The sequence below is a fragment of the Streptomyces sp. NPDC044064 genome, assembly GCF_056434245.1.
The window spans coordinates 24,353-47,456 of record NZ_JBWKFN010000009.1 but is presented as its reverse complement, the minus strand read 5'-3'; the positions used below and the strand labels follow the sequence as shown (position 1 = coordinate 47,456).

The 23,104-nt window shown below is 70.3% G+C and carries 26 protein-coding genes; 2 read left to right on the top strand and 24 right to left on the bottom strand.

The window, feature by feature from the left end; all coding sequences use genetic code 11:
* Positions 1 to 42 precede the first annotated feature (42 nt).
* The 24 genes from AC07DS_RS16420 to AC07DS_RS16305 form a co-directional block, all read right to left on the bottom strand.
* A complete protein-coding gene (locus AC07DS_RS16420) occupies positions 43 to 1,188 on the bottom strand; it encodes an LLM class flavin-dependent oxidoreductase (RefSeq protein WP_479145875.1) in 1,146 nt (381 codons plus the stop codon).
* Positions 1,189 to 1,224: 36 nt separating this feature from the next.
* Positions 1,225 to 2,328, bottom strand: coding sequence for an Ldh family oxidoreductase (locus tag AC07DS_RS16415; RefSeq protein ID WP_479145874.1), 1,104 nt, complete (start codon positions 2,326 to 2,328; stop codon positions 1,225 to 1,227).
* A 74-nt stretch (positions 2,329 to 2,402) separates the two neighbouring features.
* A complete protein-coding gene (locus tag AC07DS_RS16410) occupies positions 2,403 to 3,299 on the bottom strand; it encodes an aminoglycoside phosphotransferase family protein (protein WP_479145872.1) in 897 nt (298 codons plus the stop codon).
* A gap of 223 nt (positions 3,300 to 3,522) precedes the next feature.
* Complete coding sequence (locus AC07DS_RS16405) at positions 3,523 to 4,917, bottom strand: sporulation associated protein (RefSeq protein ID WP_479145871.1); 1,395 nt, start codon at positions 4,915 to 4,917, stop codon at positions 3,523 to 3,525.
* A gap of 116 nt (positions 4,918 to 5,033) precedes the next feature.
* Entirely contained in the window at positions 5,034 to 6,218 is a 1,185-nt protein-coding gene (locus AC07DS_RS16400; protein WP_479145870.1) for a GNAT family N-acetyltransferase, read from the bottom strand.
* A 14-nt stretch (positions 6,219 to 6,232) separates the two neighbouring features.
* On the bottom strand, positions 6,233 to 6,772 hold the full coding sequence (locus AC07DS_RS16395) for a MaoC family dehydratase (protein WP_479145869.1): 540 nt from the start codon (positions 6,770 to 6,772) through the stop codon (positions 6,233 to 6,235).
* The gene (locus tag AC07DS_RS16390) at positions 6,769 to 7,644 is read right to left on the bottom strand and encodes an HpcH/HpaI aldolase/citrate lyase family protein (RefSeq protein WP_479145867.1); all 876 of its coding nucleotides are present in this window, start codon (positions 7,642 to 7,644) and stop codon (positions 6,769 to 6,771) included. Before AC07DS_RS16390 ends, AC07DS_RS16395 begins: the two co-directional genes overlap by 4 nt.
* On the bottom strand, positions 7,641 to 7,877 hold the full coding sequence (locus AC07DS_RS16385; protein ID WP_479145865.1) for a phosphopantetheine-binding protein: 237 nt from the start codon (positions 7,875 to 7,877) through the stop codon (positions 7,641 to 7,643). Before AC07DS_RS16385 ends, AC07DS_RS16390 begins: the two co-directional genes overlap by 4 nt.
* Positions 7,874 to 8,902 carry a beta-ketoacyl-ACP synthase 3 gene (locus AC07DS_RS16380; RefSeq protein WP_479145864.1) on the bottom strand — a complete coding sequence of 343 codons (1,029 nt, stop codon included), beginning with the start codon at positions 8,900 to 8,902 and terminating at the stop codon, positions 7,874 to 7,876. The genes AC07DS_RS16385 and AC07DS_RS16380 overlap by 4 nt, the downstream gene beginning before the upstream one ends.
* The gene (gene dmpG, locus AC07DS_RS16375; protein WP_479146264.1) at positions 8,899 to 9,906 is read right to left on the bottom strand and encodes a 4-hydroxy-2-oxovalerate aldolase; all 1,008 of its coding nucleotides are present in this window, start codon (positions 9,904 to 9,906) and stop codon (positions 8,899 to 8,901) included. The genes AC07DS_RS16380 and dmpG overlap by 4 nt, the downstream gene beginning before the upstream one ends.
* A 7-nt stretch (positions 9,907 to 9,913) precedes the next feature.
* Positions 9,914 to 10,840, bottom strand: a complete 927-nt coding sequence (locus AC07DS_RS16370) for an acetaldehyde dehydrogenase (protein WP_479145862.1) — start codon at positions 10,838 to 10,840, stop codon at positions 9,914 to 9,916.
* On the bottom strand, positions 10,830 to 11,444 hold the full coding sequence (locus AC07DS_RS16365) for a 2-keto-4-pentenoate hydratase (protein WP_479145860.1): 615 nt from the start codon (positions 11,442 to 11,444) through the stop codon (positions 10,830 to 10,832). The genes AC07DS_RS16370 and AC07DS_RS16365 overlap by 11 nt, the downstream gene beginning before the upstream one ends.
* A 260-nt stretch (positions 11,445 to 11,704) precedes the next feature.
* Positions 11,705 to 12,496: a DUF6302 family protein gene (locus AC07DS_RS16360; protein ID WP_479145859.1), complete on the bottom strand. Its 792-nt coding sequence runs from the start codon at positions 12,494 to 12,496 to the stop codon at positions 11,705 to 11,707.
* A 32-nt stretch (positions 12,497 to 12,528) separates the two neighbouring features.
* Positions 12,529 to 13,425, bottom strand: coding sequence for an endonuclease/exonuclease/phosphatase family protein (locus AC07DS_RS16355; RefSeq protein WP_479145857.1), 897 nt, complete (start codon positions 13,423 to 13,425; stop codon positions 12,529 to 12,531).
* A 25-nt stretch (positions 13,426 to 13,450) separates the two neighbouring features.
* On the bottom strand, positions 13,451 to 13,684 hold the full coding sequence (locus tag AC07DS_RS16350; RefSeq protein WP_479145855.1) for a hypothetical protein: 234 nt from the start codon (positions 13,682 to 13,684) through the stop codon (positions 13,451 to 13,453).
* A gap of 79 nt (positions 13,685 to 13,763) precedes the next feature.
* Positions 13,764 to 14,972 carry an acyl-CoA dehydrogenase family protein gene (locus AC07DS_RS16345; protein WP_479145853.1) on the bottom strand — a complete coding sequence of 403 codons (1,209 nt, stop codon included), beginning with the start codon at positions 14,970 to 14,972 and terminating at the stop codon, positions 13,764 to 13,766.
* 58 nt (positions 14,973 to 15,030) lie between these two features.
* Positions 15,031 to 15,573, bottom strand: a complete 543-nt coding sequence (locus AC07DS_RS16340) for a GAF domain-containing protein (protein WP_479145852.1) — start codon at positions 15,571 to 15,573, stop codon at positions 15,031 to 15,033.
* A complete protein-coding gene (locus AC07DS_RS16335; RefSeq protein ID WP_479145851.1) occupies positions 15,570 to 16,190 on the bottom strand; it encodes a GTP-binding protein in 621 nt (206 codons plus the stop codon). Before AC07DS_RS16335 ends, AC07DS_RS16340 begins: the two co-directional genes overlap by 4 nt.
* Positions 16,168 to 16,530 (bottom strand): DUF742 domain-containing protein, encoded by a 363-nt coding sequence (locus AC07DS_RS16330; RefSeq protein WP_479145849.1) that lies wholly within the window; start codon positions 16,528 to 16,530, stop codon positions 16,168 to 16,170. Before AC07DS_RS16330 ends, AC07DS_RS16335 begins: the two co-directional genes overlap by 23 nt.
* Before the next feature lie 10 nt (positions 16,531 to 16,540).
* The gene (locus tag AC07DS_RS16325; RefSeq protein ID WP_479145848.1) at positions 16,541 to 16,999 is read right to left on the bottom strand and encodes a roadblock/LC7 domain-containing protein; all 459 of its coding nucleotides are present in this window, start codon (positions 16,997 to 16,999) and stop codon (positions 16,541 to 16,543) included.
* Between the two features lie 7 nt (positions 17,000 to 17,006).
* Positions 17,007 to 18,506, bottom strand: a complete 1,500-nt coding sequence (locus AC07DS_RS16320; protein WP_479145846.1) for an ATP-binding protein — start codon at positions 18,504 to 18,506, stop codon at positions 17,007 to 17,009.
* A 76-nt stretch (positions 18,507 to 18,582) separates the two neighbouring features.
* Positions 18,583 to 19,035 (bottom strand): hypothetical protein, encoded by a 453-nt coding sequence (locus AC07DS_RS16315; RefSeq protein ID WP_479145844.1) that lies wholly within the window; start codon positions 19,033 to 19,035, stop codon positions 18,583 to 18,585.
* Positions 19,036 to 19,146: 111 nt separating this feature from the next.
* Positions 19,147 to 19,743: a DUF6302 family protein gene (locus AC07DS_RS16310; RefSeq protein WP_479145843.1), complete on the bottom strand. Its 597-nt coding sequence runs from the start codon at positions 19,741 to 19,743 to the stop codon at positions 19,147 to 19,149.
* Complete coding sequence (locus AC07DS_RS16305; RefSeq protein ID WP_479145842.1) at positions 19,740 to 20,252, bottom strand: ATP-binding protein; 513 nt, start codon at positions 20,250 to 20,252, stop codon at positions 19,740 to 19,742. The genes AC07DS_RS16310 and AC07DS_RS16305 overlap by 4 nt, the downstream gene beginning before the upstream one ends.
* Before the next feature lie 479 nt (positions 20,253 to 20,731).
* Here AC07DS_RS16305 and AC07DS_RS16300 point away from each other — a divergent pair, with 479 nt between their 5' ends.
* Positions 20,732 to 21,511, top strand: a complete 780-nt coding sequence (locus tag AC07DS_RS16300) for an aminotransferase class IV family protein (RefSeq protein ID WP_479145840.1) — start codon at positions 20,732 to 20,734, stop codon at positions 21,509 to 21,511.
* A 9-nt stretch (positions 21,512 to 21,520) separates the two neighbouring features.
* Positions 21,521 to 22,432, top strand: coding sequence for an SUMF1/EgtB/PvdO family nonheme iron enzyme (locus AC07DS_RS16295; RefSeq protein WP_479145839.1), 912 nt, complete (start codon positions 21,521 to 21,523; stop codon positions 22,430 to 22,432).
* Positions 22,433 to 23,104: the final 672 nt, after the last annotated feature.

Here is a 23,104-nt window from a genome sequence, read left to right as displayed (position 1 = left end):
TCTCCTTCCGCGTCGGCGTACCGAGGTGGTGGGGCGCGGGCCTCATCGGCGCATCTCCGGCGCGAGGTGGCGGCGGCGCAGCTCGGGCAGGACGCCTTCGCCGACCATGTACGCCTCCTCCAGGTGCGGGAAGCCGGACAGGATGAACTCGTCGATGCCCAGGGCCGCGTACTCGGCGATCCGGTCGGCGACCTCGGTGTGACTGCCGACCAAGGCCGTTCCGGCGCCGCCGCGCAGCAGCCCCACCCCGGCCCAGACGTTGGGGTAGATCTCCAGGTCGGACGGCCTCCACGAGCCGTGGCGGAACCGTTCGTGCAGGGCGCTCATCCGTGCCTGGCCGGTCGACTCGCTGGCCGCCAGCAGGTTCTGGACCCGCTCGACGTGGGAGGGGTCGAGACCGACGAGGAGGCGCTCGGCCGTGGCCCAGGCTTCCGCGCTGGTATCGCGGGTCACGACGTGGAAGCGGATCCCGAACCGCACCTGCCGCCCCTGCTGACGGGCGAGTTCGCGGACCCAGGACAGCTTCTGGGAGACCTGGTCGGGCGGTTCGCCCCAGGTGAGGTAGGTGTCCGTGTGGCGGGCCGCGACCGGCCCTGCCTCCGGCGAGGACCCGCCAAAGTACAGGCGCGGCAGCGGGTCGGGCGGGGCGAGGACCGTCGCGCCGACGACGTCGTAGTGCTCGCCCTTGAAGGTGAAGGGATCGCCGCCCCAAGCGCCGCGCAGCACGGTGAGGAACTCGTCGGTGCGCGCGTAGCGGTCGGCCTTGACCAGGTGGTCGCCAAAGCGGGCCTGCTCGTCGCGTTCGCCCCCGGTGACGACGTTGAGCAGCAGCCTGCCAGCGGACATGCGCTGGAGGGTGCTGGCCTGCTGCGCCGCCAGGGTGGGAGTGATCAAGCCGGGGCGGAAGGCGACCAGGAACTTCAGCCGTTCGGTCTCCTGCGCGAGCGCGGCGCAGGTGAGCCAGGCGTCCTCGCACCACGTTCCGGTGGGGGTGAGGACGGCCTCGAAGCCGTTCGCCTCGGCGGCCTGGGCGATCTGCGTCAGGTAGCCGATCGTCGGGGCCCGGAACCGGTCCGCAGTGACGAGGGCGTCATCGTCACCGGCGGCCTCCGGGCCGTGGGTACCGCGGGTGCCGACGGTCAGGGACCGGCCGTCGCTGGCGGTGGGCAGGAACCAGTGAAAGCGCATCGCGCACTCCAGACGTCGAGAGGATCGCGGGGATGATCAGTCGGAGGTGAAGTCGCCGGCCGCGCGGGCCTGCAGCCGCTGGTAAAGGGCTTCGTCGAGTGCGAGGCGCCCGGTCTTCCGGGCGCGCGCCGCGCGGTCTTTTCCCTCCTGGCCGGGCAGGCGTACGGACCCGCCCTCGCGCGTCGCGGCCTGCCGGATCGCTCCGACGAGCTCGTCGTTGGCCGCCAGGTGACCGTCGCCCTGTCCGGCGAAGGTCGGGTCAAGGGCGATGAACATATAGCCGGTTGACCAGGTGGAGTCCACGCCATCGCCCATGGGGAAGCCGAAGAGCGAGCCGGTGAGGATCTGGATGAGCAGGGAGAGGGCGAAGCCGCGATGCTCGCCGAAGACCATCGCTGCGCGGGCGGCGTCGGGGTCGTCGGTGAACGCGCCGTCCTCGTCGACGAAGCAGTCCGTAGGCAGCGGGGAGCCCGTGCGCCGCGCCTCCCAGAGCACGCCCATGGGGGCCAGCGTGGTCGACATGTCCGCGCTGGCCGTGCCGTCGCTGGTCGGGAAGGCGAAGCTGACCGGGTTGACGCCGAGGAAGGGGGTTCGGGCGCCGTGCACCGTGGCCTCCGGGCGGGAGGTGTTCGCCACCAGGCCGACCAGGCCCCGCTCGGCGATCTGCTCACTCCACGACGCGAGGATGCCGTAGCGCTGGCAGTTGACCATGCCGACGACGCCCACGCCGAGCCGGCGCGCCTTGCGGGCGGCGAGACGGACGGCGAAGTCGGCGCTGAGCGGCCCGACTTCGCGGCGGCCGTCCACGACCGCCATGGCGCCGCGCTCGTGCTTGATGCGGGGCGGCCCGATGCGGTGGGAGAAGAACTGCGACTCGAAGGCGAACTTGGCCAGGCCGTGCGACGGCTTCCCTCGCAGTTCGCCGTCGAGGTAGTGCTCGACGACGCGGTCGATCCCCGGGCCGGGAACGCCAGCCCGGGTGCAGGCGGTCGTCATGAGCGCGCGGACGTCGTCGATCCCGACGTCCAGGCGCACGGCCGTCGCCGGGCCCGGCCCGATCGAGGAAGGGCTGTCCTGCTCGGAGGGTCTGGCGCCGGCAGGTAAGGGCTGATGGGGGCCGGTCTCGTGGGCAGGTATCACGCGCGTCTCCGGACGTGGTGGTGGGCGGGCAGGCGGCGGGCCCGGGCGGCGGTGCGGCGCCCGGGGTGGGTGTGTCAGCGGGGGGCGCGGACCATGTGCTCAAGGACGGTGCGGCCGCGGTCGATGAGGACGGTGTCGGTCTTGGTCAGGCCGGTGCTGAGGTAGGAGACACCCAGGCGGGCGGTGAGCAGTACGAGCGCGCGCTGCTCGGTCGGTGAGAGCAGCCGGCCGTACCCGGTGAGGAAGGCGTCACGCAGGTCGGGGCGGGTGGGCCATGCGGCGCCGCACAACCAGACCAGGTCCTCGATCGCGAGACCGGGCGCGGACTCCTCGAAGTCGATCAGGCCATGATGTCCCGCTGCCTCGTCCCAGAGCCAGTTGCGGGGGGAGTAGTCGCCGTGCCGGTAGGCCAGCGGAAGGGCGCGTGCGAGGTCGGGCAGGTCACGGGCCGTGTCGCGGACGAGGTCTTGCTCGGCGAAGGAGAGCTGGTCGCCGAGGCGTTCCAGGATCACGGCGGCCTCGTCGGCCTGCGCGGTCACCGACTCCATGATGCGCTGGTGCTCGCGGTCGCTGATCGGCTCGTCGGCGTCGTGCCAGCGGCGCAGCAGGTCCCCGGCGAGGCGGTGCACCCGCTGCTCTTCGGCCTGTTCCAGGGGCAGTCCGCGTACGACGCGGCCCGAGAGCGCGGAGAGCACGACCGCCGGCCGCTGAGGATCGCTGGCCAGCAGGTGCGGCGCCTCGGTGTCAGTGAGCGCCCGCGCCGCGTGCTCGCACCCCTTCACCTCGCGCACGTACTTCTCGGTGGAGGGGTACAGCTTGACGAAGACCTCGCCGTCGTCCGTGCGAACGCGCCAGACGCGGGAGTCTCCGCGCGGCCAGGAGGCGTCCGTCACGTCGGCGGTGTCCATGCCGGCGACGTGACGGGTGACCCACTGGCGCAGGTCCGGGGGCAGGGAGGTGGCGTGCGGCATAGGGGCTGGCTCTTTCACGAGGTACGAGGAGGGCGTGACGCCGCGCAAGGCGGCGTTCCTTCGGGCAGACGTCGAATCTATGGGCCGGGCGGCGCGGGGGCCGTCCTGCCCGTCCGGCGCCGGCGGCGGGCCTCGGGCCGTATCCGCGCGCTGGCCGGACGGTTCGGTGCGCGGGGTTGCGTTCATCGTGCCGCTCCCGCCTCGGCGGTCAACTCGCGCTCCTTCAGGCGTTCTCCTTCAGGCGTTGCAGGAAGGCGTTCGCTTGAGGTTCGGCCGCCCAGGGCTCGAGCGCTGTGGCCAGGTCCTCGAGATAGGTCCGGGCACGGGCCGACTCCACCCGCTGCAGGAGCGCCAGTGCCCGGTCGCCGTGGTCAAGTGCCTGGTCGAGGTCGCGCATCTGGCAGGCAGCCGTGGCAGCGACGGCCATACGAAGGCCCACGGCGCGCGTCTGGTGGACGTCGGACAGGTCTCCCGCTTGGCGGCTCCAGCCGAGGGCGGCCTTGGGCTTGCGCAGGTCGCGGAAGATCTCGGTGGCGTCCGCGGCCAGCCGGCCGGGGGTGACGTAGGAGAGCCGCGGGGCGTCTCGGACGCCGGGGTTGATCTTGTCGAGCCAGGATTCCGCCCGGCTCAGGGCAGTGCTCGCCCCGGTCGTGTCCCCCATCCGGGCCAGCGCGCGGGCCTCGGCGAGTTTGGCGAAGGCCAGGACCCGGCGGGACGCGTGCCGACGGCCGCGGTGGAATGCGCCCTGGGCCATGTCGAGGGCCTGGTCCGGCGCGCCCTCCAGGATGGTGTGCAGGGCCATGGTGGTCAGGACGTAGGTGCCCATCTCGATGTCGCCTCCGGCGCGGGCCAGACGCAGAGCCTGCACGAAGTGCTGCTGGGCGGCCGCGCTGTACCCGGCGTCGAACGCCGCCCAGGCCGCGACGCGGGAGAGTTCCGCGGTGATGGAGAACAACTCGCGGGCCGTGGCCTCGCCGAGCCGGGCGTCGAGCAGCGGGAGGGCCCGCTCATTCAGGCAGCGCCGGATCGAGCTCAGCCGCCAGTTGGCGCCCCCGAACTGGGCATCCCACACACGGGCCTGCTCGGCCGCGTCCGTCAGCTCCTTCAGGTCCTCCGCGCCGATCAACCGTCCGGGACCGCTGCTCGCGTACTCGGCGGAGTCCGCAGGAGCAGGCGCGGGCGCCGGGTCGGCGGCGTCGGCGGGGACGGCGAGCCAGCGGGTGACGGGCAGGACATAGCCGGACGCGGCGAACGCACCGCCCGGTCCGTCGGCGGCGCTCCAGTGAGCGCGCGCGCCCTCGATGGCCTCTTCGCGGTCGCGCGGGAAGTCCCAGCCGCGTGGCGCTTCGTCGGGAGCTGCGCCCATGCCGATCTCCTCCACCGTGACCGTCCTGCCGATCCGCTCGCTCAACGCGGTGGCGATGTACTGGGGCACGGGGTCCTTGGGCGTTGCTCCGGCGAGCCAGCGGGCGACACTGGTGTGTTTGTACTTCGTGGCGGCTCCGTCCCGCTCGGCCAACTGGTTGACGCGGAACGCGAGGCCCTTGTGACTCATGCCGTGCCCGTTGATGAGCACGGCGAGCGCCGCGTTCGGCGTTCTGGGCCGACGGCCGGTCATCGAGCCTCCCGGGTCGAAGATCTTGGGGGGTGCCGCGACTGCTCCGGGGCCGGGTCGGCAAGGCCGGCTCCGGCCCCTCGGTGCGGCGGGGCGGTCAGGTCGGGGTAGTGCGCGGGTCAGAAGTACTCGGGCATCCACGGTTCGCGGTCTGCCGTGGCGCGGATGAACTGGGCCACCGCGCGGGCCTCGCCGTGCACGCCGTCGAGGAGGGCTGCGGCAAGCGTGCGGTACCCGCCCGCGTACCAGTGGGCGAACTGGCGTGACGTGAGGACAAGTTCGTGCCGTGCGCCGGGATCGGGCGTCAGCTCTGCGGTGCCGGCGACGACCCGCAGGAGGAAGGGTGTGGGAGGGCTGTTGTCGTCGCCGTGCAGAGCGAGGGGGAGAGTGAGGTCGAGATCCTCGGGCCAGCCGCGGCGGCGTACTGCCCCGGCCGGATCGAGGATGCGCAGCATCCAGGGGTGCCAGGACGTGGCGCTGGCGGCGCCGGCGCGGCGCAGATGGTTCTGCAGCAGCGAGACGGGCGGCAGGGCGGTGCGCTGGAACAGGACGGTCGGGATCCGGCTGTGGTGGCTGCCGAGGAAGCCGAGCATGGCCGTGGCCGCCTCGGCACTCGCCGCCCAAAAGTCGTGGACGACCAGGCGGCGGCCGCCGTCGCGGTCCCGGTCGAAGGCGATCGCGAGCAGGCCGTCCGGGGTGCGGCCGGGCAGGGCGAAGCGGTAGTGCGTCATGCCGGTGTGTTCGGCCCGCTGCCAAGCCGGCCACCAGGAGGGCCGCTGCCACGGCCCGTTCCAGTCACCGGCCAGCACCTGCTGCTGCTTACGGACCTGATCGTCGGCGCCGTGGACGATGTCGAAGCGGGAGCCGTCGGCGATGCCGCGCAGTTCGTCGGTGGGCACCGTCCAGGAGTAGACCTGGGTCGGCGCGGCCCAGCCCATGCGGTGCCCGTACCCGGTCGAAGCGGTCCACGCGGTCGCCAGAACGGCGCCCTGCTCCTTCAGGGGCCGCAGCCGCTCTTCGAGCAGCGTCGACCACAGCCGGGCGCCCCGGGCTTCGGGGGCGATGCAGCCGCCGGCCAGGCAGGCGCCCGGCACCGTCCGGCCGCCGAAGAACTGGGGGACCGCGAGGGCCAGGCCGCCGCCGATGACGCGGCCGTCGCGCACGGCGACCCGGGCGTCGGCGTGCGCGCGCAGCCGGGCGACGTCCTCCACCTGGTGCCCGTAGGCGCGTACGGTCAGGTCCTGGTACTCCTGCCACAGGGCGTCGTCGGCTTCGAGGACGACCATCGGCGTGCTGCCCGGCATCGGTACTCCCTTCTTCAGTAGGCGGTCGCCGTACGGACCGCGGTCGCGTCGGCAGGGACAAGGAAGGTGCGGGTGAGGGTGATGACGCGCCGGTCGGCTTGGTTGAAGGCGGTGGTGCGGACGGTGACGACACCCTGGTCGGGGCGGCTGGCCGACGAGCGTGCGGAGAGGATCTCGGTCTCGGCCCGCAGGGTGTCCCCGACGTGCACGGGCTGCTCGAAGCGCACGTCGTTTAGGGCGAGGTTGGCGGTGGTCAAGCCGCTGGTGGAGCGGACGCTCGCGCCGATGACCAGTCCCAGCGTGACGACTCCGCACACCAAGAGCTGCTGTCTGCCCATCCGTTCGCAGAACTGCGCGTCGGAGTGGACGGGAGCCACGTTGCCGGTCAGCGCAAGGGTCATGGCGTGGTCGGTGTCGGTGATGGTCCTCGCCGGCCGGTGCTCGATGGTCAGGCCGACCAGGGCGCCGAACTCCTCCAGGCCGCAGCCGACGACCTCGCGCAGCCGGCCTTCGCCGACGGTCCGGTAGCCCTGCACCACGGGTGTCTCTGTCACTGGGTGCCTCCGCGGGCGCTGGGGACGGTGACGCTCTGGGCCCGGTCGAGTACCGCGCGGGCCGCCGCGACGAGCGGGGGCCCCACCATCTGGCCGCTGGCCCGCACCATCTGGCCGCCGGCCCGGTCCGCGGCGCTCACGATGACGTGGGCCTGGGCCACCTCTTCCTCGGTGGGTCTGAACGCGACGCGGATGATGGGGAGTTGGTCGGGGTGTACGGCGCCTTTGCCGGTGAAGCCCAGATCGCGAGCCTCCTGCGCGTCGCTCCGCAGGCCCTGCGGGTTCCCGAGGTCGAAGTAGGGCGAGTCGATCGACGGGATGCCGTGGGCGGCGGCGGCCGCGACGATGGCCGAGCGCGCCCACAGAAGGGAACTGCTGGTGCGGCGGCATCCGGTGGCGGCGGCGTAGTCGGCCGCCCCGAAGACAACACCGCCCAGCACCGGCGAGGCGAAGATGTCGTCGAGGCGGAGCAGCGCGCGGGGCGTCTCGATCAGGGCGCAGATGCGTACGCCCGTCGCCGTCTCCTGCAGTGCCTGGGCCACCAGCTCCAGCTCGCGGGCGGACTCCACCTTCGGCACGAGCACGACGGTCTCGCGCAGACCGGCGCCGGCGAGCGCCACCAGGTCCTTCAGGCCGTGCACGGTGCCCGGCCCATTCACGCGCAGCCCGAGCACCGTCGCGCCGTGTACCGGCGCGGCGCCGAGATGAGCCAGCGCCGCCGTACGGGCGGTGTCCTTGCCATTCGGCGGGACGGAGTCCTCCAGGTCCAGCAGGGCGACGTCGGGCTGTGCGCGCAGCGCCGCCTCCAGGCGGCCGTCCGAGGGCGGCGTAATCAGCCAGGTTCCGCCGGGTGCGGTACGGGCTGTGGTCATGGCCGCCACCGTCCGGCGAGGTGCTCGTCGACCAGCTGGTCGAGGGCGCCGACGGACGTGCCCGAGGCGATCCGGTCCTCGCCGAGGGCGACGCCCTGCTCGGCCAGCAGCAGGTCCAGCTCGGCGATCGCCAGCGAGTCGAGCCCGGCGTCCTCCAGGCTCGCCTCCGGGCGCAGCGACTCCTCGTCCACCTGCAGCGGGCCGGTCAGAATGGTCGTCAGTATCTGGTTCACCGGGCTGCCTCCGGTCGGGATGAGCGGTCGGGCACGTCGGCCACGCAGGGCACGTCCGGCCAGGTGAGGGTGGTGGCGCCCCAGGTCAGGCCCGCACCGAACGCGGCCAACAGGACCCGGTGCCCGGGGCGCAGTGCACCGTCGGCCGCCGCGTGTGCGAGGGCGAAAAGGATCGAGGCCGCACTGGTGTTGCCCAAGCGGGCGATGTCGTCCAGCACGCTCCCGCCGTCGAGGTGGAGCCGGCGGCCGACGGCCTCGGTGATACGGGAGTTGGCCTGGTGGGGCACGAACCGGTCGACATCGCCGAGACTCCATCCGGCCGCCGCCGCAGCCTCTTCGGCGGCTTGAGACATGCGGATGACGGCGTGCTGGAACACCTCCCGGCCGCGCATGTGCATGAACTGCCCGTGCGGGACGACTAGGGCGTCCGTGTGTCGGCCGTCGGCGCCCAGAATCACCGGCCCCACGGCGCCCGGCTCGCCCGTCTCCCCGCGCCGTATCACGATCGCGGCAGCTCCGTCCCCGAACAGCGCGGCCGTCGTGCGGTCGTCCGGGTCGGTCAGGTGCGACAGGCGATCGACCGTGATGACCAGTGCCCGCTGCGCCGCGCCGTCGGCGACGAATCCCTTCGCGACCTGGAGGGCGTAGGGCAGGCCGGTGCACGCGGCAGCGATGTCGAAGGCGGGGATGCCGCACAGGCCCAGGCGCGCGGACACTTCCGGCGCGGTGCCCGGCATCCGGTGGTCGGGGGTCGCGGTCGCCAGGATCACCACGTCGACCGAGTGAACTCCGGCGGACGTCAGCGCGGCCTGGGCCGCCCGGACGGCAAGATCGGCCGTCGAGGTGCCCGCGTCCACGCGCCGCCTCTCGACGATCCCGGTCCGGGTGGAGATCCAGTCGTCGGCGACACCGAGGCGCCCGGCGATCTCCGCGTTGGAGACCACGATGTCGCCCCGCGCGGTAGCCACTCCGCACAGCACGGCGGCAGGGGGACGCCGGCCGTCGTCGACAGCGGCCGGCGTCACGACGCCACCTTGAGGCTGTGGACGACCTCGTCGATCAGGTCCTCCTGCCCGGCGACGACCTGGCGCCGCCCGAGTTCGGCGAAGACCTCCAGGGGGTCCACGCCCGCCTCCCGCGCGGCCGTCAGGACGCGCGGCTTGAACCCGGAGAACACCCCGGCCAGCCCCGAGGCCAACGTCACCGAGTCGATGACCGGCGGACCGGACATCAGCCGGCCGTGGGCGACGTCCGCCGCGCGCAGCAGCGCCGGCAGGTCGATGCCGGTCTCGTGACCCGACCGGTGCAGCACGGCGACCAGGACCTCGAGGGACGTGTTGCCCGCGCCAGCCCCGAAGCCGCGCGCGCACGCGTCGATGACGCGGGCCCCGACGTCGACGGCGGCGAGAGAGTTGGCCACGGCCATGGACAGGTTGTTGTGCCCGTGGAAGATCACCGGCACGTCCACCGCGGCGACGATGGCCCCGATGCGCTCACTCACGTCGACGGGCAGGTAGTGCCCGGCCGAATCCATGATCCCTACCGCCTGCGCCCCGTACTCCACGGCCCGCCGGCACTCCTCGGCGAGCCGCTCGGCAGGGGCCATGTGGCTCATCAGGAGGACGGCCTGCGCTTCCAGGCCCAGCTCGCGCACGAGGCCCAGGTGGCGGCGCGTCACGTTGGCCTCGGTGCAGTGCGCGGCGATCCGCACCACGTCCGCGCCACAGTCGGCGGCCCGGCGGATGTCCGTGCCGGTTCCCCAGCCGGGGACCATGAACACGCCCATCCGGCTCGTGCCCGCCGTCAGGGCGAGCCGGACGGTCTCCAGCATCGTGGTGTCGTCCAGACGCGCGTACCCGATCTGCCGTGAGGACGCGCCGAGCCCGTTGCCGTGCCCGACCTCGACCACCGGCACACCGGCCGCGCTCGCGGCCATGGCGTACGCCCGCAACTGCGGCACGTCGAGCTGGTGCTGCACCGCGTGCTGTCCGTCGCGAAGCGTCGCATCGTGGACGCTCACCTGCGAGATGTGGCTGCTACCCATGGTGTCCCACCTCCAGGGAGCGCGCGTAGCGCTCGGCCAGCGTCACCGCGGCGGCGTTGATGATCTCCACGTTTCCGGCGTAGGCCGGCAGCCGTCCTGTCCGGGCGGTGACCGTGACGGTCGCCCGCACCAGGTCGTCGGCCACGGACAGCGCACTCACCTCGTAGCCGGGGGCGTACTGCCGTACGGCGTCGGACGCCGCCTCGACCGCGCCGGACAGCGCAGCGGGCTGGATGCCGTACGCGCACGCGGTGATCTGCGAGCGGAAGGCCGGCGCGGGCAGGGCCGGGCTGATGGTGGCCAGCACCTTCACCTCCGGCGAGCCGGTCAGCCGCTCCACCGCGTAGCCGGTGATGGCGAGGTACTCGTCGAGGTTGTCCCGCGTAGCCGGGCCGACGCCGGCCGAGGCGACGGTGGTGACCACTTCGACGTCCTCGACCCGCTCGCTGTTCCTGGCGATCGCGTCCAGCACTGGGAGGACGGCCTGGCCGCCGCAGCTCACCAGGCTCAGGTGACGGTCCGACTCCGCCCGGACGCCGTTGACCGTCGGGGTGACCATGCTGCCGCCGCTGCTCGGCGTGAGATCCACCAGCAGCACGTCGGCCGAGGCGAGGGCGGCCCAGTGGGCGGCGTGTGCCTCGGCCGAACTCGCGTCGAATACCACGTCGACGTCCGCACCGACCACCGCCGCGATGCCCTCGGTGGAAATCTCGCAGCCCAGTTGGGCGGCCCGGCGCAGCGCGCTGGCGCTGCTTTGCTGGCTGGCCACCAGGGTGCAGCTCAGCAGTGGAGAGGCGTTCAGCCGCTCGGCCAGGTCGAGGCCGAGCATTCCGGCACCGATCACGGCCGCCTTCAGACGGGGCGCGGCCTCCGCACAGTCGGTGGCGGATTCGACCGGCGCAATGGCGCTAGGCGACATGGAGCACCGCCTGCGGAAGGCGGGGAGAGCTGACCGTCACGGTCTGCCCGGCACTCAGCGGGAGGCTGGCGTGCACGGCCCCGGCCAGCACGATGTCACCGGCCCGCAGTCCCGTACCGAAAGCCGCCAGCTGTCGCACCAGCCAGGCCACGGAACGGATCGGGTCACCCAGGATCGCCCGGCCGAATCCGGCGGCCGCCACAGCACCGTTCACCGTGCAGGTCAGATGCTCTCCCTCCAGCTCGGGCACGAGTCCCGCTACGGGTGCGCCGAGGACGAACCGCCCGCAGGCCGCGTTGTCCGCCACGCTGTCGACGAGCGTCAACCCCTCGAACCCGTACCGGCTGTCGATGACCTCCAGGGCGAGGAACGTCGACGCGATCGCGTCTCGGATCGCCTCCTCGCTCACGTCGGCGCCGGCCAAGTCGCTTCCCATCCGGAAGGCGAGCTCGCCCTCGACGCGCGGCGCGACCAGGTCGCCGAGGTGCAACTCGCCGTCCTCGTCGACCGCCATGGAGTCGAGCAGCAGCCCGGAGTCGGGCTGGTCGATGCCGAACTGCTCCTGCATGGCCGCCGAGGTGAGACCCACCTTGTGACCGACCACGCGCGCACCATCGGCAACGCGAAGCGCAGTCCCGTGCCACTGGATCCGGTAGGCGTCATCCAGCGAGGCATCGGGACGCCGGTGACTCAGCAAGGACGTCGGCCGTCGCGTTGTCTCCGCACTGCGCAGGCGCCAGGCTTCGCTGTCCCGCCACGGTGACTCGGGGGCTTCCGTGGGCTGAGCGCCGGTCGACCCCGTGTGCGGAGGGGAGTCCGCGGGGGCGAGGAGCACCCCCAGGAGCCCCGGTTCGCTATCGGTTCTCATTTCGTGCAACTCCCTGAGCTGGTTCGGGTATGCGCGACTGACGGGTCCACATCCCACCGCGTGTCTCCAGTGGTGGGCAGGGCTCGCGAAGGGGCCTGCGGCTCGCGAAGGGGCTCGCGGCAGCTGCGGCCTCCGCGTTTCCAGCCGGTGGATGTGTCATCGGTGGGCACTCCGGTCACCTCGGCATGGCCTGCGGCGGCTCCAATCTGCGGCCACGCTTCCCGGGCCGCCGACACCAGTACGGTGACCAGAACGCCCATGAGGATTACGGCGAGGCAGCCGCCGACGTCGCGGAGCGTCGAAAGCAGCGGGTCCTGCTGCCAGGTCCGCCCGACAGCAGGGTCCGGTCCGTCCTCTGCCAGGTCCGCCTGCTGGTCAGAGATCGAGAGGCGGCGGAGGAAAGTGCCGATGGCGGACGACGCGTACCCGAAGTACCTGCCGCGCTCCGCGTCGTCCTGGGGCTGTCGTGGCCCCCAGTTGACGGTGTGGTAGGTGTCGCGGTGGATCGACAGGCCGAGCCGAACGCGCGGGAATCCAGGCCGGCCCCGCAGGCCCGCCCAGATCCGTACGGCGTCGGCCACGGTGCCCACCGACAGGTAGCCGCCGCTGCGGCTTTTGCCAGCGGGCACCGCGAGGAGCACGGCGCTGCCCACCTTCACACCGACCGCGCGGTCGAGGAGGTCCGGGTCAGCGAGGCGTTCCCGGAACCAGGCGAAGTCCTCGGAGCACTCCTCGGGCGAGGGGCGGCACAACGGAGCGGCGATTCCCGTGAGGGGGAGGCGGGGCATAGGAGGTGCGGGCCTTGCGTCGTAAGCATCGGTCACGCCGCCCGGGTGAGCGGGTGGTTGAGGATGTCGGTGAGGGTGTTCCGGTCCAGGCGCAGCACGACCGTGTGATGGTCGGACAGGCCCTTCATGTCGACGACCTCGACCTCGCGGACGGCGGGCAGGAGCTCCTTGCTGGCGTAGATCCGGTCGATGCGCGAGGCCGAGCCGTGGCTGTCGCAGGCGTCGACCGTGGGCGCGACCGCGCTGGTGTCACCCATGGCCTCGACGAGGTGGCGGGCGACGTCCTGGAGGCCGGCGGTGCGCAGGGTGTCGTCCGGCCGGTCGTCCATCCGGCGCACGCCGTCCGGCCCGATGTAGGAGCGGTGCGCCCGGTGGGGTTCGTCGCGGATCTCCTCCAGCACGGGCAGGGCCGGGTCCCCGGGTGTGCCGACGACGGGGTAGCTGTTGTTGTCGCCGCCGAGCAGCGCGGGGTGGTGGACGTACCGGTCGCCGTTCTTCACCCACTTGTCGTTCCACTTGGTCAGCCACTCGGCCTCCGCCAGGCGCGACGTGGTGGAGAAGTAGTTGAGGTGGTAGGAGCCCACGATCAGCGGGGTGGCGTCGGGTTTTGTACCAGCGAGCTTGAAGCTGAGCACGGCCGGCGGGAGCGCCCACACGGGGCCTGTCTTCGGGTACGCGGTGGCCGGGGTGAAGAGCTCCGGGTCGTGGTAGACGGCGGTGCAGCACTCGCGGCCGATGAAGCCGGCCATGCCCAGTACGGCCTCGGCCGCGTCCGCGAGCGCGTGGCCGTTGTCCTGGGCATCCCACATCTCCTGCCGCAGCAGCAGATGCAGGTCGAGCGAGGCCAGCCGGTCGTGCATCCGCTGCCACAAGTCGCGGTCCCCGTTGCCGTTGTTCTCGAAATTGCAGATCGCTACGTTGATGAACACGTTGGTCTCCCCGGAAGTCAATGTGTCAGCGGGCGGGCGTGAGGACCTGGCGGAGGACGTCAAGGCCGACGCGCGCGAGGAGCAGGGCATGGTCGGAGACCTTCCGGACCTCGTCGGTCGCCAGGACGTCCAAGCCGAAGGCCCTTCTCCAAAGGTTGGTAGCGCCGGTGCCCGGATCGTGGCCGGGGGAGGTCTGGTCGAGAACCAGACGCTCCGTGGCGGTCAGGGGGGTGATCTGGATCGCGCGCTGTCGGGTCATGACGATGTCTCCGGGGAAGAAGTGGGGTTCGGCGTCCCTGGCCGGTGTCACGCCGTAGCGGGGCGGGCCGACGTGTTGATCAGCTGAGGGCGGAGGGGGAGCAGGCGGGGTTGAGCACGGTGGACAGCCGTTGTGACCAATCGCCCTTGCTCTGGCCGAGCGCGACCTCGGCGAGGCGAAGAAGCTGGATGTCCGAGGTGCCAGCAGGGGCGAAGATGTGGTGCACGTCGCGCAGGTAGCGCCCGATGGGGACTTCGGCCATCAGTCCGGCTGCGGCATGGATCTCCATTGCCGCCCGGGCGGAATCCAGCGCCATCTCTACGTTGATCAGCTTGGCGTTCATCAGCTGGGCGTCACATGGAACACCGGCGTCGAGAAGGTGGGCCGCGTGATAGGCGGCGAGCCGGGCGGTCATCAGACGCGACTGAATCTGCCCCACCTTGAGCTTGATGTTGGACAGCTTGTGCAGCGGACTGCCGTAGCGGACGCGCTCGCTGGCAAAGGCCGTGGTCTGTTCAAGGATCGCCTGGTGAATTCCGAGGGCGACCGCAGTCAGGTTCGGCCGTCCGTACGTAACGCTCGACGAGTAGGCGATGTCCCTACCGTCGCCTTCCTCGCCGAGCCGGTTGGTCACCGGTATGCGGCACTCGTCGAAGTGGAGTTCACCGAAGCTGAAACCGTGCAGGCCCAGCTTCTCGGGGTGAGGTGGCAGGGTCAGGCCGGGCCGATCGGCTTCGACGAGGAACGCCGTCAACCCCCTTGACCCTTCTGAGGTACGGGCGACGACGCCATGGAGGTGTCCGATGTGGCTGTTGCCGATGAAGACCTTCCGCCCATTGAGGACGTAGTGGCGGCCCTCACGGCGGGCGGTCATCTGCATGCCCAGGACGTGACTGCCGCTACCGGGTTCGGTGACGGCGATGGTAGGCAGGCACGAGCCGTCCGCGATCCGTGGCAGCCACGTTTGCTTCTGCCATTCGTTGCCGTAGTGGATGATCTTTGCTGCGGCGAGCTGTGAGGCCTGCGCCACGGCGCCCATGGCGGCGCTGACACGGGAGAGCTCCTCAATCAGGATCGTCTTGGCTAGGTGGCCAGCCTCCATACCGCCATACGTCTCGGCGATGGTGACGCCGATCCACCCCTGGCGAGCGATCGCATACGCGAGGTCGGCTTCGACGGCCCCGGTCCGCTCCATCTGTTCCACACGCGGCGCGACCTGGGACTCAGCGAAGCCTCGTACCGTTTCCCTGAGTTGGTGGTGCTGTGCAGTGAGATACGGGTCGGACATCGATGGGGGTTCCCCTTCCGGTGTGAGCGCTGTTGACGCGCGGCAGCAGGGGCGTCGTCTACTGCGGCGGCTGGTAGCCGACGTGGCGGTAGAGGAAGTGCATGACCTCGTCGCGGCGTTCCTTGATGAGCGCAAGCGAGGCCTGGCCGGTGGACTGGGGCTTTTCCTCAGGGCCGACGAAGCAGACGGTCCCGAGCACCGTGTCGCCATGCAGCAGAGGGGCGCCGGCGTAGGTACGGATGCCGATGAGGTCCACCACCGCGTTGCCCGAGAAGCGGGGGTGGGCGAACACGTCCGGCAGCACCAGAGCCTTCTTCTTTTCCACGACCTCGGGGCAGAAGCCGTGGCCGAGGGACATACTGCGCCCCACCGTGGGCAGTTCGCTGTCGTCACCGGGCGTGCACAGGCCGAAGAACTGCTGCTCGTCACCGAAGATGTTGATCATGGCGTAAGGCACACGGGCGTCCTGCGCCAGCCGCCAGGCGAAAGCGTCGAGTTCCGGGTCCGGGCCGACCAGCCCCAGGGAACGCAGTACTTCGGCGCGCTCTGTCTGCCCGGTGGCCAGATCCTGCGGACGGGGGTCGGAGGTGGGGAAGGTCATGCAAGAGCTCCAGGAGTTGAGGTGCGGCGAACTTCGAGGCTGCGGTCGACCAAGCTGATCAGCACGTCCATGGCGGAGTCGTGCTGCCGGACATCGCACGTCACGACGGGGACGTGCCTGCCGAGTTTGAGGGCTTGGCGGACCTCGTCGGGGGTGTAACGGAAGGCGTGGTCGAACTCGTTGACTGCGACGATGAAGGGCAGCTTCCGCTGCTCGCACCAGTCGACCGCGGCGAAGGAGTCCTCCAAGCGCCGTGTGTCGGCCAGCACAACGACACCGACTGCGCCGTATGAGAGGTCGTCCCACAGGAACCAGAACCGCTCCTGTCCGGGGGTGCCGAAGAGGAAGAGGATCAAGGAGTGATCGGCGAAGGTGATTCGCCCGAAGTCCATGGCCACAGTGGTGGTGGACTTGTCGGCTATGCCTGCGAGGTCGTCGATCCCTGCGCTGGCGACGGTGAGGTGTTCCTCGGTGGTGAGCGGCTCGATCTCGCTGACCGTCCCGATCATCGTGGTCTTGCCGACCCCGAAGCCGCCAGCCACGACGATCTTCAGCTCGTCCAGGGGTGCACCGGGGTGTCTCTCCCGGACACCGTCAGAGGTTGGTGTGTAGGGCATCGAGCAGTCTCCGCAGCAGGTGTTCATCGGGGTCGGCCGGGCTGTTGGGGTTGGCCGGCGTGAGTGCCTCAGTGTCGAGAAGGTCGCCGAGCAAGACCTTGACCACCTGGACGGGCTGGTGGAGCCGGGCGGCGAGCTCGGCGACGGAGCACGGGGCGGCGCTGCAGTGCATCAGCAGTGCCTCGTGCTCGAGGGTCATCGGCATCGGCCGAGTGGCGGGCCTGGTGACCAAGCAGGTGGTCAGGTGCAGCGGGTGGGTGGGGCGGGTGCGTCCTCCAGTGATCGTGTAGGGGCGGACATCCCCTAACGCGCTGTTGGACCACCCGCCGCTGGAGGACACGTCACAGCCCCTAGCCGTACATCGTGTTGCGGCGAGCCTCGATGATCAGGTGCTCGTCGAGGCTCGAGATGAGAACTCCCATCTCGTAACCGACCTGGCCCACATCGGCCTCGCGAGTGGTCACTACGGCCAGAGCGGTGCCCAGGGCCGACTTGCTCGTCGTGCCGGCGCTCATCAGGAAGAAGAATCCGGCGTCGTGTTCTGAGACGTTCTGGCGCAATCCTCCCTCGGCGTTCCTGAACTGCTGCCGGGCGAGGGCCAACATCCCGGCGATCACCGCGGCGGTGTTGTCCGCGTCGTCCATGTCCTGTGGGGTGTAGGCGAGCTTGAGGCCGTCACCGGTCGCCAGGAGAGCCTTCTGAGCGCCGGGGATCCGGCTGATGAAGTCGGTGAGGAGCCCGTCCAGTTGGGCGCGCGCAGACACCGCAGCGGTGTTGCTGGTGGTGGGGATGTTCTCCGCCTGCATCATTTCACTCCTACGTCGGGTCGGTGGTGGAGGGGGAGATGGGCAAGCCGTGGGTATCAGCTGGCCGGGGGTGTGACTGCTGCTCCTCCGAACGGGGCACACGAGACCGGAATTTGGCCATCAAATCGCCGATGGGGCGGCCAGTCGGCTCCTGCTGCTGTGGCGGGGAGGCCTGCACCCTCGGCCGGGTGACGTCGCGGCTGGGCAGCGGCGGCTTGGTGCCGCTAGCGGCCGCCCGACCGTGCGGCTGAGCGGTCGCGGCATGCGCGGACGAAGTGGGGTCCGGCCTGCCATCGGACCCGGCTGGAGGCGCGGCGCTGGCGCGAGGCTCAGTGGACGAGGCAGAAGAGGAAGCAGGCTTCTCCGCAGCGCGGGTGGACGGCATGGGCCCGTCGTTGACTTCGACAAGAAGGTCGTGCGGCAGAAGGACGACCGCTTGGGTGCCACCTACGATGTTGGACCCGAGCCGGATGGTGATCTTGTGGCGCTTCGCGAGAAGTGCGGCCACCAGGAGGCCAAGCTGACCGGCGCGCAGGCGAGCACGCGGGTCCTCCCTTTCTGGGTTGGCCAGGAGCTGGTTCAGGGCATCGCGCTTCTGCGGGGACATGCCCGTGCCGCGGTCGAGGACCTCGATCGCGACGCCACTGTCGGTCTGGTGGGTGTGGACCTCCACCTTGTCGGTGGAGAACTTCGTGGCGTTCTCCATAAGCGCCGCCAGAAGGTGCACCAGGTTAGGGCTGACATACCCCGGGACCGCTGCTGGCACTGGAGTGAGGGTCACACGCACCCGCGCGTACTCCGGGATCTCGGCCACAGCACGGCGGATCGCGGTCGCAACGAGGATGGGTGCGCTGTTGCGGGACGGCAGGCTTCCGCCCAGGACCGCCAGGCTTTCCACGGCGCGCCGAATCTGCGTCAGCAGGTGGTCGACGCGGAACATCTCGTGCATCAGGTCCGGGTCCTCCACGCTGTTCTCCACTTCGGAGATCACATGGATGCCGCGGTTGACCAGGCTCTGAAGGCGAGGGGCGACGGACTTGAAGATCTCCGCCAGCTCTGCCTGGGTGTTCAGCATGTTGTGCGTGTGGGCGGCCGCAGTGATTACGGCCTGCCACGCTTCGGTCATGCCCTGCTCCAGAGCAGGGATGACATCGGCGCGTGCGTCCCCGGTACGGGCTGGTTCAGCCGACACGCGGAAGTCAGTTCGTACCGATCCTTGCTGGGCCTGACCGAGCGCCCAGCGCACGTGCTCTCGCCCCTTGTCGATGACGGCGATGACGCTGGTGAGGGCATCGTGGAGGTCATCGCGCTCGACGCGGAGTTGGTCGACGCGTGCAACAGTCCTGCGGGCGTTGAGGGAGCGGGTAGCGGCCCACCACAGTAGGCCTCCTGCGGCTGTGCCCGCAGTGACGACGCTGGCTTCGGTGGGTATCACGCTGAGGCGGTCGAGGAGCCAGGACCCGCCAAGCGTCACGGCCGTCAGCGCGGTGGTGGTGATTGCAGGGGGCATGCGGAGGCTGTCGTCGGCGTGAGCTCGACGGCGGCGAGCCCTCGTGACAGCGGCGGCTTGAGCCTGCGCGGTGTGTTCAGACATGGCAGACCTCGCGCCCGAGTGTTCCGAGCGGCCCGCAGTCGCGCCGGATCCGGGTGCGCATGAGGCTGAGCGAGTCGTGGAGCGCTGCCGGAGCCGTGGTCGGGGCCGCCAGCGGTTCGGGGTCGTTGATCCACAACCGGTTTCGGCAGCGCAGCTGGTACCCCTGTGCGGCGCACTGGAGAGTCGGGCCGCTGCTGGAGAAGGAATGCGGGGCTGCCCACACGTCGGCCGTGCCGGGCCTGACTGGGATGAGCAGCATGCGGTGAGTGAGGCAGCACAGCAGCGGCCCGACTTGGTATCCCGAGTCGATCATCCTGTCGAGCGCGGCCATGCCGAGCCCCATGCTGACGCGGACGACGTCGATCGTGCGCGGCAGGATGGAAGGTGGCGGGGTCTCGCCGAAGTGCAGCCGCCAGGAGTGGCGAGTGCTCAGTAGGGGAGTCATCAGCTCTCCGGTCAGGACGGTGTAGTTCCGTCGGGCTTTATGGGTGCCGTCCCGGTGCCGCACCGCAGGGGAGGCGGTGCGGCACCGGGACGGGGACGTGACGTCGCGCGGCTAGGGGAGCCCTGCCGCTGCGACGGTCGGCACGGTCTCGCGGACGGGCGAGATCGATCCCGGCGCCTGATCGGCTGCGGGAGGCCAGCCTCCCGATTCCGAGCCGTACCCCCTGTGTCCGGCAGGAGGCTGCATATCGCCAGCATGTTCCTCGGCGGGGTGGCGGAGGCCGTAGAACCGCTGGCAGGCGACTAGGTCACTCTTCGGTGGAGGCCGGTCGCCCCATTCCACGACCGCCCCCCTGATGGACAGCGGGGCGAACCCCCGCCGGCTGGCTAGAGCCCGCGCGGTGGCTGCGGCGAACTCTTCATAGAGCATGTGGAGGCGCCCACCACGACGGCCTGGACCAACTGGAACGGCAAGAAGGGGGACTCGGTAGACCACCACTGCCACCGCACCACGCAGGAGTTCGGTGCAAACGAGTCGCCTCGCCCAGTGTTCGAAGTCGTGTGCTTCCTCCGGAGGGAGAAGCCGAACTTCCAGAATCTGCGGGCCCGGGGATGGAAGTCGGACGATCTCGTCCTCATCGTCTTCGGTGGATAACGCGCCCACCAAGCAGCTGCGTGAGTCAGGGCGGCCCCGGCTGGAGTGGCTCATGACGCCTCCGCGCCCTCGGCCGGGGAACATGCCAGTTCCATCCACACGGCCTTCCCCGCGCCTCCGGTGTACGGCTTCTCAACCCCCCAGCGGTCGGCGAAGGCATCGACGAGGAGCATGCCCCGCCCGCCCTCCTCGTCGCTGGTTCCCGGCCGCACGCACGGCAGGTCGCTCGACGGATCCTCGACCTTGACCGTCACCTGCCGGCCGTCACATGTAATCGCCATGTCGACGGTGGTGTCCGGCGGGAGACCATGGCACCCGTGGGTCACAGCGTTGGCCATCAATTCCTGAGCGGCCAAGGCAACGATGTCCGCGATACCAGCCAGACCCGACTTGCACAGCAGGGTGTGCAGTTCGCGCCGTGCCGGCGGGATCGCCTCCAGCGCGGCGGGGAACCCGACTGCGGATTGGAAGCATCGAACACCTGGGCTCCGCGACGGAAGCGTCTCGACGTTCGTGAGAGCGGAGGTAGAGCTGCCCGTCTGACGAGGAGGGTTAAGTGTCATCACAGCTCCGCCGCCCCGGGGCCGGGGGCCGCCCGCATTGCCTTCCCCCGCACTGCCCGAACCGCTGCGAGGACGCTGTGGGCATCCGTGCCGCCAGAGGGACGAGTCACCCAGATCGCGCCTGGGTAGTGCCTGCCTATGGCGCCGCCTGCCCTCTGGAGCCGTCGGCTGGTGTACACCGGGTTGGGGGCCAGGGCACGCGCCGTCGCAGGCAGCAGCGAGTTTGCGGCGGCCGATGCGAGGGCGGTAGCGGAGCTCATCTGGGGGCCTCCCAGGTCGGGGGTGTGGGGGATCGTCTGGCTAGCAACGGTGTTGCTTCGGTGGACACGCCTTGCGCCGCTGGTCACCGTGCGTGTCCGCACGGTGACCAGCGAACACCTGACGGTAAGGACTTGGGAATGACTTTTAGATGACGTTGCCTCGTCAGTAACCCGGTTCGGGGTGCCGCCAATACGAAGGCTCCTGACATGCTGGACCGCATGGCAACTCTTGATGGAAAGCCCGTATCTGCAGACGACTTGCTCGTTCTGGCCCTGACGAACGTCGGTCACTTCACGTCCATGCGCGTGGAGGACGGCCGCATCCGCGGCCTGACGCTGCACATGGAACGCCTCGCGCGGGACTGCAAAATCGTCTGGAATGCGGACCTGGACACCGACCGTGTCCGCTCCTACGTCCGGCAGGCCCTGGAAGGGCAGCAGACACCCTGCGTCGTCCGTGTCACGATCTTCGACCCGAAGGTCGACATGGGGCACCCCGCGGAGGCCCACGACCCGCACATCCTCGTATCGGTACGCAAGGCCGGCGCTCTGCCCCCGCAACCCCTGCGCGCCAAGAGCACGGTGTACGAACGGGACCTGCCTGAGGTGAAGCACATCGGCCTGTTCGGTGCTCTGCATGCTCGCGGAGTGGCCCAGCGGACCGACTTCGACGACGCCCTGTTCGTCGGTCGGGATGGGCTCGTGTCCGAAGGCGGCACCTGGAACGTTGCATTCGTCGACCAGGAGGGCACGGTTGTGTGGCCGCAGGCGCCTGTACTGCCGGGCGTCACCATGGCACTGCTCCAACAGCACTCCGAACATCGAGTCGCGACCGTCACCCTGGATCAGGCCAAGGGCATGGCCGCGGCCTTCGCCACGAACACCTCGATTGGTGTTCGTCCCTTGGCTGCGATCGACGACGCCGAGTTCCCGGTGGAGCACCCTGTCCTGAGGCAGCTCCAGGAGGCATACCTGTCCATCCCCGGCGAGAGCCTGTAGGACAACACCATGGCGGGGGTAACCAAGTGGACCGGCCGTGAGGCAGAGCTGCTGCGCCAGGCCATGCGGAAGAAGCAGAAGGAGTTCGCCGAACTGGTCGGCGTGAACCCTCGCCAGATCCCACGGTGGAAGCGGCGCAGCGAGACCATCACGCTTGAACTCGAGAACCAGGCCGCCCTCGACACGCTCCTCGCCCAGGCCAAACCAGAGGTGCAGCAGCTGTTCGCCGCTCTGTTGACCGAGCGGGCCGCCGTCGAGCATGACGAGCGCGCAGAAGAGCTGCTGCGCAAGGACCCGAGCACCCGCCGGCACCCAGTCGACAGGAAGGTGATGACTCTCGTCGAAGAGGGCATCTACCTGTCCGGCCCCGACAACCGTTCTGTGTGGCTTGAGTCGTTCCTCATCGACGTCTACCCGACAACCAACGAGGACTACGAACGCTTCGTGCTGGCCACCGGCCACCGGCCACCGCAGCACTGGCCCGGAGGACATTGCCCCGTCACCCTGGCCAACCACCCCGTGGTGTGGGTGACATGGCACGAAGCGACCGCGTACGCCCGCTGGACCGGCAAGACCCTGCCCAGCACACGGCAGTGGGAGAAGGCGGCCCGCGGCCCGCGCGGGCGCATCTACCCCTGGGGTAACGAGCCCACCGCCGCGAAAGCGAACACGTCCCAAGCCGGCATCGACGCCACGACCCCCGTCTCCCGGTATCAGTCCGGCGTCAGCCCGTACGGCGTCTTCGACCTGTGCGGCAACACCTGGGAGTGGTGCTCCACTGAAGAGGAGCCCGGCCGATACCACTTGAAGGGGAGCGCGTTCACCTCCCCATTCGAACGCGCCGCACCGTCCCTGCAGAACGCGGCCAACGCGACCATGAAGGACAACGACACGGGATTCCGCTGCGTCGCTGCCTCCTAGAGCAGCACCGATGCGTCCTGGGCTGAAGATCGACGGCCTCATGTCGGTCCCGTCTGAATCTCGGGAACGACCACTGCGACGAACCCGGAGTGATGCCCGAACCAGTCGACTTCCTGCCGGTATTCGTCGATTCGGAAGCTGATGACGGAGGCGGTGACCACGACGACCCCGTCCGCGTACCCGGATCGGATCTGCTGTCGGACACGGCGCCAACCTGGGCGTGTTGGTGGGGCGGCTGCCGCCTGGTTGTCAGTGAAGGACTGACCCGCCCCCACCCGCCAGGACTCACGTGCTGCGAAGGAGGCTGCCGCCTCCAGCGAGTGACGCGGTTCCTGCCCTCCGACGGAGAGCGCGTACAGACACACCTTCGGCATCCGCCCTCTGGCGTGGATCTGGGCGACGACTCGCTCAAGGTGCCCACGCCGCTGGGCAGCGAGCGGCCCAAATGGGTCCGGCTCAACTCGTACCTGATCAGTGTGTAATCGCGCCTCGAGGGCACGCTCCCGGTCCGTCCAGGACGGGATCCTGCGGGTGGTGCTCTGGCGCATTGCTGGCCTCGGCTTCGTCGGCGGGGGCGAGGGGGGGGGGGGGAGGGGGGGGGGGGGGGGGAGGAAAAAAAGGAAGGGGGGGGGGGACCTGTTGACCAGAGGGGGCACAAGGGGGGGAAAGGAG

Coding starts and splice junctions, on each gene's coding strand:
- AC07DS_RS16420 (WP_479145875.1), bottom strand. CDS start 1,188: ATGCGCTTTCACTGGTTCCTGCCCACCGCCAGCGACGGCCGGTCCCTG.
- AC07DS_RS16410 (WP_479145872.1), bottom strand. CDS start 3,299: ATGCCGCACGCCACCTCCCTGCCCCCGGACCTGCGCCAGTGGGTCACC.
- AC07DS_RS16405 (WP_479145871.1), bottom strand. CDS start 4,917: ATGACCGGCCGTCGGCCCAGAACGCCGAACGCGGCGCTCGCCGTGCTC.
- AC07DS_RS16400 (WP_479145870.1), bottom strand. CDS start 6,218: ATGCCGGGCAGCACGCCGATGGTCGTCCTCGAAGCCGACGACGCCCTG.
- AC07DS_RS16390 (WP_479145867.1), bottom strand. CDS start 7,644: ATGACCACAGCCCGTACCGCACCCGGCGGAACCTGGCTGATTACGCCG.
- AC07DS_RS16370 (WP_479145862.1), bottom strand. CDS start 10,840: ATGTCGCCTAGCGCCATTGCGCCGGTCGAATCCGCCACCGACTGTGCG.
- AC07DS_RS16360 (WP_479145859.1), bottom strand. CDS start 12,496: ATGCCCCGCCTCCCCCTCACGGGAATCGCCGCTCCGTTGTGCCGCCCC.
- AC07DS_RS16350 (WP_479145855.1), bottom strand. CDS start 13,684: ATGACCCGACAGCGCGCGATCCAGATCACCCCCCTGACCGCCACGGAG.
- AC07DS_RS16345 (WP_479145853.1), bottom strand. CDS start 14,972: ATGTCCGACCCGTATCTCACTGCACAGCACCACCAACTCAGGGAAACG.
- AC07DS_RS16340 (WP_479145852.1), bottom strand. CDS start 15,573: ATGACCTTCCCCACCTCCGACCCCCGTCCGCAGGATCTGGCCACCGGG.
- AC07DS_RS16335 (WP_479145851.1), bottom strand. CDS start 16,190: ATGCCCTACACACCAACCTCTGACGGTGTCCGGGAGAGACACCCCGGT.
- AC07DS_RS16325 (WP_479145848.1), bottom strand. CDS start 16,999: ATGATGCAGGCGGAGAACATCCCCACCACCAGCAACACCGCTGCGGTG.
- AC07DS_RS16320 (WP_479145846.1), bottom strand. CDS start 18,506: ATGCCCCCTGCAATCACCACCACCGCGCTGACGGCCGTGACGCTTGGC.
- AC07DS_RS16315 (WP_479145844.1), bottom strand. CDS start 19,035: ATGACTCCCCTACTGAGCACTCGCCACTCCTGGCGGCTGCACTTCGGC.
- AC07DS_RS16310 (WP_479145843.1), bottom strand. CDS start 19,743: ATGAGCCACTCCAGCCGGGGCCGCCCTGACTCACGCAGCTGCTTGGTG.
- AC07DS_RS16305 (WP_479145842.1), bottom strand. CDS start 20,252: ATGACACTTAACCCTCCTCGTCAGACGGGCAGCTCTACCTCCGCTCTC.
- AC07DS_RS16300 (WP_479145840.1), top strand. CDS start 20,732: ATGGCAACTCTTGATGGAAAGCCCGTATCTGCAGACGACTTGCTCGTT.
- AC07DS_RS16295 (WP_479145839.1), top strand. CDS start 21,521: ATGGCGGGGGTAACCAAGTGGACCGGCCGTGAGGCAGAGCTGCTGCGC.